The 12374-nt window shown below is 35.4% G+C and carries 12 protein-coding genes; 9 read left to right on the plus strand and 3 right to left on the minus strand.

Going from position 1 to position 12374, the window contains the following annotated elements; genetic code table 11:
* The first annotated feature begins 11 nt into the window (after positions 1 to 11).
* The 4 genes from MKZ14_RS06465 (at position 12) to MKZ14_RS06480 (ending at position 3116) form a co-directional block, all read left to right on the plus strand.
* Positions 12 to 422: a hypothetical protein gene (locus MKZ14_RS06465; RefSeq protein ID WP_312125742.1), complete on the plus strand. Its 411-nt coding sequence runs from the start codon at positions 12 to 14 to the stop codon at positions 420 to 422.
* 134 nt (positions 423 to 556) lie between these two features.
* Positions 557 to 919: a hypothetical protein gene (locus MKZ14_RS06470; RefSeq protein WP_339280692.1), complete on the plus strand. Its 363-nt coding sequence runs from the start codon at positions 557 to 559 to the stop codon at positions 917 to 919.
* A 489-nt stretch (positions 920 to 1408) separates the two neighbouring features.
* Positions 1409 to 2047: a GntR family transcriptional regulator gene (locus MKZ14_RS06475; RefSeq protein ID WP_036080013.1), complete on the plus strand. Its 639-nt coding sequence runs from the start codon at positions 1409 to 1411 to the stop codon at positions 2045 to 2047.
* Positions 2048 to 2066: 19 nt separating this feature from the next.
* Entirely contained in the window at positions 2067 to 3116 is a 1050-nt protein-coding gene (locus MKZ14_RS06480) for a 2,3-butanediol dehydrogenase (RefSeq protein WP_339280693.1), read from the plus strand.
* Positions 3117 to 3236: 120 nt separating this feature from the next.
* Here MKZ14_RS06480 and yiaA read toward each other — a convergent pair whose 3' ends face one another.
* Together yiaA and MKZ14_RS06490 are read right to left on the minus strand one after the other, a co-directional pair.
* Positions 3237 to 3707, minus strand: coding sequence for an inner membrane protein YiaA (gene yiaA / locus MKZ14_RS06485; protein WP_016994835.1), 471 nt, complete (start codon positions 3705 to 3707; stop codon positions 3237 to 3239).
* A gap of 461 nt (positions 3708 to 4168) precedes the next feature.
* Complete coding sequence (locus MKZ14_RS06490; RefSeq protein WP_339280694.1) at positions 4169 to 5587, minus strand: PLP-dependent aminotransferase family protein; 1419 nt, start codon at positions 5585 to 5587, stop codon at positions 4169 to 4171.
* A 113-nt stretch (positions 5588 to 5700) separates the two neighbouring features.
* On the opposite strand from MKZ14_RS06490, the gene MKZ14_RS06495 reads away from it, so the two are divergent.
* The 5 genes from MKZ14_RS06495 (at position 5701) to MKZ14_RS06515 (ending at position 10678) form a co-directional block, all read left to right on the plus strand.
* Complete coding sequence (locus MKZ14_RS06495; RefSeq protein ID WP_339280695.1) at positions 5701 to 6624, plus strand: EamA family transporter; 924 nt, start codon at positions 5701 to 5703, stop codon at positions 6622 to 6624.
* A 42-nt stretch (positions 6625 to 6666) separates the two neighbouring features.
* The gene (locus MKZ14_RS06500) at positions 6667 to 7320 is read left to right on the plus strand and encodes an MBL fold metallo-hydrolase (RefSeq protein WP_312125753.1); all 654 of its coding nucleotides are present in this window, start codon (positions 6667 to 6669) and stop codon (positions 7318 to 7320) included.
* A 226-nt stretch (positions 7321 to 7546) separates the two neighbouring features.
* Positions 7547 to 7756: a hypothetical protein gene (locus MKZ14_RS06505; protein WP_016994831.1), complete on the plus strand. Its 210-nt coding sequence runs from the start codon at positions 7547 to 7549 to the stop codon at positions 7754 to 7756.
* Positions 7757 to 8130: 374 nt separating this feature from the next.
* Positions 8131 to 9066 (plus strand): DMT family transporter, encoded by a 936-nt coding sequence (locus MKZ14_RS06510; RefSeq protein ID WP_036079994.1) that lies wholly within the window; start codon positions 8131 to 8133, stop codon positions 9064 to 9066.
* Positions 9067 to 9328: 262 nt separating this feature from the next.
* Complete coding sequence (locus MKZ14_RS06515; RefSeq protein ID WP_339280696.1) at positions 9329 to 10678, plus strand: IS1182 family transposase; 1350 nt, start codon at positions 9329 to 9331, stop codon at positions 10676 to 10678.
* A 575-nt stretch (positions 10679 to 11253) separates the two neighbouring features.
* Here the strand turns inward: MKZ14_RS06515 and MKZ14_RS06520 are convergent.
* Positions 11254 to 11874: a flavin reductase family protein gene (locus MKZ14_RS06520; protein ID WP_339280697.1), complete on the minus strand. Its 621-nt coding sequence runs from the start codon at positions 11872 to 11874 to the stop codon at positions 11254 to 11256.
* Positions 11875 to 12374: the final 500 nt, after the last annotated feature.

Consider the following 12374-nt stretch of genomic DNA (forward strand, 5'->3'; position numbering starts at 1 on the left):
ATGTAGGAGATATGAGCACAGATGAATTAGAAAAATTACTAAGAGAACAATATAAAGAGTTCTTAGATAATTTTTATAATGATAAGCTATCTAATAGTGACTCTGCGGTTTCTCCATTATCTATTAGTGAAAATATTACTCAACTAGTTGCATTAAGCTATAATTCTTCAATGTACTTGAACTCAAATGTTTTTAGTGCATCAGGTAATCAAGGAACTTTTACTTATCAAAGTATAAAATCATATGGAACAACTTGGCCATCTAGTTTTACAGGTTATCATTGGGAAGTTGATAGTGCTTCACATAAATTAAGTAGTGATTTAAAAAGTTGTACAGTCTCTCTAAGAGGACATCCAGAAGATGCTAATGGTGTTGCACTTGCACTTTCTTTAACAGCATCAAATACATTCTATGCAAATTAGTTGTTTTATTTATTTAAAACAGGCATACAATTATAATGTGTGCCTGTTTAAAAATGAAAAAAATAAAGATGTGTTTATTATTAAATAATTCGGATATAAGTAAGGGGAAAGGAACAATAAAGGAGAGAAAAAGCATGAAGAAGATAATAAATATTACATTGATTTGTATCATGGTTTCTGTTTTTTGTTCAACTACTCATTATAATGCTGAGTCAACATATGACAATGATATTGAGTTATTACTCGTACCTTACAATAAAATATTGATAAAACTTAGTAAAGAATATGGGATAGAAATGTATATTCCAGAAAAAAACAAAGAAAAGTTTTTAAATAGCATTCAAAATATAACACCTAAAGAATTTGAAAACCGACTAAGACAACAGTACAAGGAATCAAAGAAATATATTAATCAATCTAATGGAGAAAGCAACTTTTTTTATCCTCAACCAATCCCTAATGCAGAACAAGTTGTACCGGCAATTCCGTTAAATTAATAACTATAGCAAAGGTCAGGTGCATAAAGCCTGATCTTTTTTATTGCATATTTATACAGTTTTCTATTGTGGCTTTTTGGAAAGTTCGAAGTATCTCTTGGGCTTTTAATCGAAGCAGTAAATGACAATACAACTTATTACTTCAAAAAAAGAATATAAGTAAATCCTATTTAGAAGTTTATTGTAAAAATAGGCACTCTAAAATGAAATGCTTAGTGCTTTGGAATATTTGATCCACCTCTCTGCGAACAATCCCGCTGTACCTCGCTCATCAGCTTAATAACACTTTCTTAGAATTTGATATTTCTTTTAAAAGATACTATATCCGAAACAAGATAATTGAAAGAAATGAATTTATAGATTAGAATATTTTTATAGATTATCGATAATCTATAATCTATAATCCATAATATATAACACTTTTAGCTAATCACCCTATACACTGAACTATGTTAAAATAAAAAGATATAAATTTATTGGAGTGGTTTAATGGGGTTTGATGAAAATTCAATTTCAAAAAAAACAATTTCTGAGCAAATAGCTGAACGATTATTATTTCGTATATTTTCTGGTTACTATGAACAAGGTCAGCGCTTAATAGAGGCGGAAATTGCAAAGGAGTTACAAGTAAGTCATGCACCTGTCCGTGAGGCCCTTTATCTTTTACAAAAAGATGGTGTAGTTGAAAAAGTACAACATAAAGGTGTAAGAGTGAAGATTATAACGGATCAGGAATTAAAGGATTATTTGGAAGCGCTTTATCATCTATTGGATATTGCACTTACCAAATGTGAATCTAAATGGACTGCTGATTTGCAAAATGAACTATTACATCGTTTTGAAGCGATGAAACAAAGAAAGTCTGCTGAAAATATTTATGAATATGTTGTTTCGTTTGCCCACTTGTTACAATTGTTTTTTGATGTTACAGGAAATATTGCGATGCTACGATTCTTTAAAGAAACAATATTTGTTACAAATGTAGCTGCACAAACAAAATGGAAGATGAATCTAGTTGAATCCTATCATATGTCCATCAATACTTTTATCAAGTGTATAGAAGTGTCGGATTTTGATCATGCACGAGTAGCTATTAAGGATGTTATTTTATGGTACCAATTTAAATAATTTTATGGGGGTAACATAAATGAAAGCTGCAGTTTGGCATGGTGTGAAAGATATTAGAGTTGAAGAGGTTGAATTACGCGCTTTAAGAGAAGAAGAAGTGAAAGTAAAAGTAGCGTGGGCTGGTATTTGCGGAAGTGATTTGCATGAATACGAAGAAGGTCCGGTTTTCGTACCAGTTAATGAAAAAGCTGAATTAACAGGTGAAGTTGCCCCACTTACAATGGGACATGAATTTGCTGGTATCATCGAAGAAGTTGGCTCTAAGGTTACTGACTTTAAGGCTGGGGACCGAGTTGTCATCAACCCTACATTAACATATAGAAATAAACATGAAGAAGTCGATCGTTATGATGGATTTAACTTCATCGGTTTACATGGAAACGGTGGATTTGCGGAATATGTTAATGTCCCTGTAACGAATATACATCGATTAGCAGATAACTTAACATTACAAGATGGTGCATTGGTAGAACCAATGGCTGTTGCTGTACAAGCTGTCAAAGATGCTGGGGTTACATTAGGTGATTCTGTTGCTGTATTTGGGGCTGGACCTATTGGATTATTAACTGTCATCGCTGCAAAAGCATCAGGCGCTAGTAAAGTTATTGTATTAGATTTATCCGATGATCGATTAGAAAAGGCAAAAGAATTAGGTGCAACCCATGCTATTAATTCAGGGAAAGAAAATCCTGTACAAGCAGTTCGCGCGATTGTTGCAGATGGGGTTGATGTATCCTTTGAGGTTGCGGGGGTTGCCCCAACCTTTAAACAAGCAATTGATGTAACAAAACCTCGTGGTAACATGATGATTGTTTCGATTTTTGCAAGACCAATCGAATGGAATCCAATGCAGCTTACAAACACAGGTGTTAATGTATTATCATCCATTGTTTATACACCGTCAATTTTCCAACGAACAATTGATGCAATGAGCGCTGGTCAACTAAATCCTCAAGGGATCATCACAAGTCAAATTGAATTAGATGAGATTGTTGAAAAAGGATTCAAAACGTTAACAAATGACAAAACACAATCTAAAATTTTAGTCGAGATAAGCGGAGAAAATTAATAAAATTGAGAGGAGTATGGCTGATGACAGCCATGCTCTTTTTTATAGTCTGGTGGAGCATGGAGCTTAAGAAAAAATGACAAAAGGAATCGAGAATGAACTTCTCGACTCTTTCAGAACTTAATCTCTTTCTCTTGCCTGCTGTGTGTCTCTAATATTCTTTTGAACCGTGATGGATGCAAATAAACTTAGAACAAATGACATACCATAAAACCCTTTTTCGCTTAAAACAATACTTCCAGCATTATATAGCCCAATGCCCATTAATGAAATCGACACAATAAGTGCAACCCAACTAATACCATAATAAATATTCGTAACTGGTATTCCCTCTTCTTTATCTCTTACAGCTTTTTGTAAGGATATTGCTGAATAGAGTCCAAATACTAAAACAGCTAGGTAATATCCTTTTTCGTTTAGTTGCATCGTTGCATTAAACAAGCCTATAAAATAAGCCGTCACACCTACTAACAATGCTGCCCAGGAAGCCCCCTTGAAAGCAGCAGTAGGTTCTCCCTCTTTTCTTTCTACTTTAACTTTCGGATCAGGCTGTTTTTCCTTATCTAATGAAGACTCATTTTGATTAGACAATATCTTTCTCCTCCTTCTATCACTGTATAAAAACATTCTATCATTCTATAGGGAGGTTATGAGAATAGAAATTTCTCTAAATCTCGCTCTTCAATAATAAAAGTAATTCTCCTTAACGGAGGCTGCTTTAATTTGACTGTTATTTTGCTGGGGGTATAGCGTCAATATGGGTTCATCAAATCTGAAGGATCTGTCCTTCGTTGCAATGATTTTGATACAGATAAGAGCTAGGTGTATAGCTTTTTTTCATATTATTCAACTTGACAGCTAAATATGTTTAGGTCTGTGTGACTGCCTGAGTTACTTTGTTCACTGCTTTTTACAATTCGCGTCAACTATGAACGAATAATTATGGTTGATAAAGCTATGAACCATCGTTTATAGATAAAATAATCGGTAGTCCCAGTTTCCAACAATAAGTTAAGGAACATGAATTAGCCAAAGTTCATTCGACAGTCCGATCACTTAGAAAGCGATTGCGCCACTGTAACCAATTTTTTTACTCCTTCACTTAGCTGTTTTTCATTAGCATAAGAATAGCTTAAACGTATCCAGGATGATAGCTGTTTTAGTGGATCACAAACTTGACCTGGGACAAAGGATATCGATTGTTCGATACTTTTAGATAATAATAATTCAGTTGGAACATCATCTGGGAGCTGTACCCATAAATTCAGACCGCCTTTTGGGCTGATCCAACGCCAGCCTGTTACAGTTAGCTCCTCCTCCATAATTTCCTTCCGAATCTGCAGGGCGATCCGAATTTTCTCCAATTGTTGCTGCAATCTTAGTGAGGAGAAGTAATGGAGAAAAATTTTTTGGTTGAGAAGTGGTGAGCCATTATCAGCTAGCGATTTTTCTGTTAATAGTGATTTCATCAATGATGATGGACAAATAACAGTCGCAATTCTCAAACCAGGAGAGATATATTTGCAAAAGCTTCGGATATAAATGACTGTCCCAGCACTATCATATGTGTAAATCGGTGGAGGTGGGGCTTCATCAAAATAAATGTCGTGATAGGCATCGTCTTCTATTATTAGAAACCGATAGTGCTCAGCTAATTCTACTAACTTTTTGCGCTGCTCGATTGAAACCGTATAACCAGTTGGATTATGGAAGGTGGGGTTGAGATAAAATAGGCGAGGTTTGTATTGTTTAATATAGTATTCAACCTGTTCTAAATCGTAGCCCTCAGGATGGATATCCACGGTTACAATTTGTGCTCCTTGTGCGCTAAAAATATCAATCGCAGCACTATAGCTTGGACGTTCCAATAAAACGACGTCTCTTGGCTTAATAAAAGCTTGAGCAACTAAGTGAATGGCTTGCTGTGAGCCAGACGTTATTAACAGATCATCTGCACTGAGATGAGTTTTATACTGGTTGATAAAATATTGGGTAAGTGTTTCACGCAGCTCTAAATCACCTTGCACAGTGGAGTAGGTTGCCAGTACTTTTGGATAAAGGTCAAACACTTCCTTTACGTAATCAGAAAAATAATGATTTGGCAAAAGATTAGGATCAATCAATGCCTGAGAAAAGTGATAAGAAAAAGATGGTTGATGGATTTCGGATAAATGATTTTTTTTTACGTATGCTGAAATAATTGGATTGTCCGGATTTAGATATTCAAGATTTTTCGATACAGTTGATTGGACAAAATAGCCTGATTTATCTTTTACATAAACTTTGTCATGCTGTTTCAATAATTGATAAGCCTTTAAAACCGTTAGCCGATGAACATTCATTTCAGATGCTAATTGCCGGACGGAGGGAAGCTTTTCATCTTCTTTCCATTCTTTACGCTCTATTCTGTGCAGTACATTATCATAGATTTTCTTAAAAAGATAATCTTCATTTTGAATTGCTTTGCCCACATCGATCCCTCCTATTCAAAACGATTGTACCACGAACTGCTCTAATCTGTTCTATCCTTTTCAATCTGTTCTATCCTCCTTCTTTTATGATAGAAAAAGAGGAGGAGTATGATATGGTAATTTTTAATTATTTCTTTATGTGTTTGATTTTTGGGACAACATTTTTAGCAATTAAAGTTGGGGTTGATGCAGGAGTTCCTCCGTTTTTATCAGCTGGTCTTCGTTTTCTCATTGCTGGTTTACTACTATTTAGTTTTATGGTTTGGCGCAAAAAAACGACAATCCGGTTATTATTTCGGAAAGAAATGTTTTTTACAGGAGTGGGCTTAACCTTTGGAACGTTTGCCACATTATACTGGGCAGAACAGTATGTGACATCTGGAATCGCGGCTGTCTTATCTGCTACAGGTCCGATGATGATTATTGTGATTCAGACATTCCTATTGAAGCAAAAAGGAAATCGGAAATCATTTATTGGCTGTGTCGTCGGAGTCATTGGTGTTACGTTCTTAATCTTACCTAGTTTTGCAATTGAGATTAGTCCTCTCTGGATGGTTGGTTGTTTCGCTATTATTTTAGGTGAAGTTTTTTACGCATCTGGAACGATTTATACAAAGCATGTTATCCAAAAATTCGGAACAACATCCCCAATTGCTTTAAATGCAGCACAAATGATGCATGGAGGGATTTTATTAATCATTTTGTCACTTTTTACTGAGAACATTCAGCTTCATTATCTTTTAAGCCCAGCTTCAATGGGTTCTCTTTTTTATTTGATTATTTTTGGTTCAATGATCGGTCACACTATTTATTATTGGCTTGTTTCACGAACAAATCCTGTTTTTCCGTCCACATGGCTGTATATCTCACCAGTAATTGCCGTTATATTAGGTGTTACCTTCTATCATGAATATATTTCGTGGCTAACAGGAATAGGTACTATGACAATTATTGTTGGAACGATTCTAGTCAATTTCGAAACGTTGAGAGAGTTGCTTTGGCGGAAGGGGACTGTTCTTCAGGATGTAAAAAATTAACTTGTTCCTGAATAATAAAATCTAATTATAAAGGGGAAGAAAATGAAAATTTCTAATGGAGTAGAGATTCTGGAGCTTGAATTTAATGGGGCCTTCATTCATCCAACGCTATTATGGGATCAGGAGATGGCTGTTTTAATTGATACTGGATGTTCAGGACAAATGGAAGATCTACGTATAGCAATGGATAAGGTAGGCGTGTCGTTCGACCAACTAAAAGTTGTGATATTGACACATCAGGATATCGATCATATAGGCAGTCTTCCTGAGATATTACAATATTGTGGAAGTCATATAAAAGTATATGCGCATGAATTAGATAAGCCCTATATTCAGGGGGAATTACCATTGTTGAAAGACGGGCATCTAGCAAATCCACCCAAGAGCAAAGTAGATGAGATCTTGAAAGACGGTCAAGAACTACCATATTGTGGGGGAATACGAGTTATCCATACACCAGGACATACGCCTGGCCATATCAGTTTATATTTAAAGCAAAGTAAAACGCTTGTTGCAGGCGATTCGATGTATAGTATAAATGGTACACTGGGAGGGATTCATGTTCCAACCACTTTGGATATAGAGGTTGCTCAACAATCTTTAAAGAAATATGCAGACCTAGACATTGAATCTGTGATTTGTTATCACGGTGGATTATGCAAGGTGGATATTAAAGAGCAGATTCAAAAGCTTTGAATTTTTAAAAAGATTGATTAAAGATGTAGGCTCCTTAGAATGCCAAGTGCTGGGAGGCTTGCTTGAATCGTAACAGGCAAGAATTCCGTTTTCTAGCACGAGTCAAAGGCTTGTCAAAATCTATTTTATTGTGAGTCAGCTCATGTTATAATGAGGCACTTAAGGTACTTATAACGGATGCCAGGAAAAGCCTCCGCAGAACGATCAAATATGGAGGTGTAAGTGAATGAATAAACGTTGGACGATTGGTGATATTCAGAAATTTGTTGAGAACAATTCAGAAAGTAAGTTGTTAACGACAGAATATCATGGTTTTTCTCAAAAGCTACTATTTAAATGTGCATGTGGTAGTAACTTTGAAAAAACATTTACAAAATTTAAAAATAAAAACCAACGAAAATGTGATGTATGCCAACCGCCAAAAGAGTCACGCTAAACATTTTGCGGCCGTTCATTAATCATATTAGTGAACATTAAAAACATCTCACTTCTATATTTTTTATAGAGGGAGGTGTTTTTTTGATTGGATTATTACAGAGTAAGATTGTAATATGCTGAAGAAAATTGAGAAAAACATTCAATTTAACATACTTTAATAAAAAATACATAGAAAAAAGCCAAACCCTTTATATATGTGAGTTTTGGCTTTTTTTGTCATTTTCGCTACGGGAGAATTCCTTATGAACGAAAAAAAAGATTGTAAAATAACAATCAGTGATATATATTGGAGATTATGATTTTTTTCGACATCTCAAAATCATAAACAAAATTTCATCAAGACAAATTTTGAGAGGGAAGTGAATAATCAAGATGTATCTTTATCCCCTATTAGTAGTGATTGCAGCTAGTAGTTTTGGTATCGTTTCAACTATTATAAAACTGGCAATGCGTAGTGGCTTTTCTGTAGCTGAGGCAGTTACAAGTCAGTTTTTTATCGGGTTTTGTATAGCAGTATGTATTTCCTTAGTTACAAATAGATCAAACTTTAGCTTTAAAGGCGTTAAAATCCTTTTATTTGCAGGCTTGTTAACAGGGTTAACAAATATTTTATATGGTCATTCATTAAACTTTTTGCCTGCGTCCTTAGCAGTAGTATTACTGTTTCAATTTACATGGATCGGTATGTTGATTTCTTGTATCACAAAACGACAATTTCCAAGCAGAATTGAATTCATCTCTTTAATTATATTAGTAGCTGGAACCATACCAGCCGCTGGTATAATTGATGTTGATTTGTCTCAAATACCTTTTCAAGGGTGGTTATGGGGTTTAGCAGCTGCTCTTTGTTACTCCTTATTTTTATATGTAAACGGAAAGACAACCGCAAGTATGACAACCTCCAACCGTTTAGTTTTGGTTTCTTTCTTTGCATTCATGACGACGGCGGCTTTTCAGTCTCCAGAAATTATTTGGAATGGGACTTTGTTTAACGAGGGACTGTGGATTTATGGTTTAGCATTAGGGTTATTTGGCATGATTATACCAGTTTTCTTATTCACAATTGCAGTGCCTAAAGTGGGATTAGGTATGTCATCCATATTGAGTGCTGTTGAATTGCCAATCGCGGTGATGGTATCCGTTATTCTCTTAAGCGAAACGGTTACAACTTTGCAAATAGCAGGTATCGTAACAATCGTTATCGGCATCAGCTTACCTACATTGCTTGATAAAGATGGATTGTTAAAAAACGTCAAAACGAAATACAAAAAATCCAGCAAAAAATTCGCCAAAGGATCTTCGATTTGAAGATCCTCTCAGACTGTAGACAAACTCAATGAATTTTGAGTTTGCCTACAGTCTTTTTTCTTTTACAATAAAATAAAGTAAAGCCGTTGATTTCCACTACGGGCGGACGCTTTCCGCGGGCGGGGTCGAGCTGCTTCCCTCGCTTCGCTCAGTCCAGGATCTCGACTTTCCCGCTTTTCCCGCAGGAGTCGCCACCCTTCGTTCCAATCAACTTCTACATAAAGAATTATTGATAAAAAGTACACTTTCGAGGTGATCAACCATGATGACGAAAAATCAAATCAATGAACGTGAACAATTAGAAATGCTAACGATTGATCAATTAGTTCCCCAAGATCATTTAGTACGAAAACTAGAGGCGGCTATTGATTTTTCATTTATCTATCCTTTAGTAGAAAACCTCTACTCTGCTAAAGGACGCCCTAGTATTGATCCTGTTGTTCTCTTTAAAATGACGTTTATTCAGTACGTTTTTGGTATACGGTCCATGCGTCAAACCATCAAAGAAATTGAAACGAATATGGCGTATCGTTGGTTTTTAGGATTTGGCTTCCATACAGAAGTCCCGCATTTCTCTACCTTCGGTAAAAATTATGTCCGTCGCTTTCAAGACACTGATATATTTGAGCAGATATTCTATCGTATATTAAAAGAGATTATGCATCAAGGACTCCTCCATGCAGACCATTTATTTATCGATTCTACGCATGTGAAAGCGAGTGCGAATAAACGGAAGTATGATAAAAAAGTTGTACGAAAAGAAACACGGGCTTATGAAGAAAAACTTCAATTAGAGTTAAATATGGATCGTGAAGAACACGGAAAAAAGCCCTTTCCCCCGGAGAAGTTTGAAAAGGAAGAATGGAAAGAAATAAAAGAAAGCACGACAGATCCTGAAAGTGGCTATTACGTGAAGGATGAACGTACGAAGCAGTTTGCGTATTCCTTTCATGCAGCGACAGATGAAAAGGGCTTTGTCTTAGGTGCCATTGTGACTCCGGGAAATGTGCACGATAGCCATGTATTGCAGCCACTTGTGGAAAGAGTCATTCAAAACGTTCAAAAACCAATCGCTGTTGCGGCAGATGCAGCCTATAAAACACCAGCGATTACGAACTTTTTATTAGAGAATCAAATGTTGCCTGTTCTTCCGTATACACGACCTAAAACGAAAGATGGATTCTTCCGAAAGCATGAGTATATATATGACGAGCATTATAATTGTTATCTTTGTCCACAAGGACAGATATTGAAGTATGCAACAACGACGAAAGAAGGATATCGGCAATATAAATCGAATCCTTTGATTTGTGCGAAGTGTCCAAGCCTTTCCCAATGTACAGAAAGTAAGCATCATCAAAAACTCATTCAACGCCATATCTGGGAGTCGTATGTGGAGGAAGCTGAACATTTACGCCATTCCTATGACATCAAACAAATTTATGCAAAGCGCAAAGAAACGATTGAGCGTGTCTTTGCCGATGCAAAAGAAAAGCATGGTATGCGATGGACAACCTTAAGAGGTCTGAAAAAATTGTCCATGCAGGCGATGCTTACTTTTGCTGCCATGAATTTAAAGAAACTGGCTACTTGGACGTGGCAGGCAGCTTAAGAAGGTAGCTATGCTCGAAGAGTATGTTGAATTTGGTAGTATATTACCAAATGTTAAAGATAAAATAGGAAGAAAAATGACAAAAGCCCATCGAGAGTGAACCTCTCGATGGCTTTTGTCTACAGTCTGAAAGGATCTTCGATTTGAAGATCCTTTTTTTCATATCAATTAAGTAGTGCCATAACAAATGGATCCTTGGACCCTCTCTATATTTTATATAACGACGTACTATTTTTTTGTTCATACTCCGTTCATATGATTGTCATAGGCAGTACACCTTCATTGTATAAGCTATCCTTAATCACTATTTATATCGTACAAAAGCAAAGGAAATCGTTAAAAACTTTAGAGAATTTTTTTGAACAGAATAAACTGAAGTGATTCTCAACTGAGTGCAAAAGACCAATTATCAAACTATAGCCCTGATCAGCATTTTGTCATTGGATAGTATATCCCTCTGAACAGCAAGTATTTTATCTTGACCACAATTAGTTAATGAAACAACTAACCAGGCGCTTAAATGAGAACCTGGTCTTTTTTTACTATTTGTGAACCCTATGTTTTAATGCCAATGTTTAGATCTCAGAACGGAAGTTGTTACCAAGGTTGCTACCCAAACCAAAATAATGACGAAAATTATAAATGAGAGGACTCCATTTATTTGGGTCAATATGATTTTCTTCTATAATTATATCCTCATGGGCATGAACATGTATCGTTTGGGTCTCAACAATAGCAAAATTAGGAGAATAATCTGGGATGCGAATATGTTTTACCTGGGCTTCGATTTGAATTGGACACTCCATAATTCGAGTAGGAATAACCGTTGTAGATCCAATAGGTGTTAAGCCACTAATATCAAGTTTCTCTTTTCTGAATGTAAAGCCAATCTGTTTCTTAAATTCTGGAACTGGATTTTTTCCTGTGTATGGAGCTAACTGTTCCACGTTCTCCCATAGAGAGGGGGCAGGAATATTAATGACACATTCAGGATGTCGCTCTAAATTTTCAATTGCTTTTCCACCAAGTCCAATGCCTAAGACAATACAGTCTCCTAATACCCAAGAAGAAGATAAAGGGCTAATATTCACTGTACCATCCTCATTTAACGTACTCAGTAAAATTACAGGAAATCCATAATATAAAATTTTAGGGTTTATTATTTTTGTATTTGGTATTTGTTTCATTATTTTCATTATAAGTTCCTCCCGTAAAATATTTTCACTATCAGAACCCATTGTAAAAGATAAATATTTCGACATTCATCGAAGTGTTGATTACAAACAATTGCCCCAACCTAAAAAACGATTGAGCAAAGATAAAGCTCACACTTTTCATTCTTCTACTAGATAAATATCCATAGTTTTCCACTAATTATCGATAATTTTGAGATAGTGAGAGCCCCTAAACGATCTCCTTTTGTTGTTCCTAAACTTGTGCCTCGGTTATTCATGCATCAGTATTTTTCTTCTATACCATCCATTTAATCCAATTTCGCTAAAGATGAGTTCATCTATATAAGTAATTGCATATATTTGAATCCTGATGAAATTTAAGGAGTATAAAAATAAGCGTTTAAAGGAATTATTATTATATTAAAAAAATACTAGAACAAAATTGAAGAAAAAAATAGGTGTCTGTAAAATTCATCCAAATGGATTGTTTTGTCGCACTTCAGCATAATGTTTCCTTATTT

The sequence above is a fragment of the Lysinibacillus sp. FSL P2-0066 genome (assembly GCF_037969495.1).
Lineage (GTDB): Bacteria > Bacillota > Bacilli > Bacillales_A > Planococcaceae > Lysinibacillus > Lysinibacillus boronitolerans.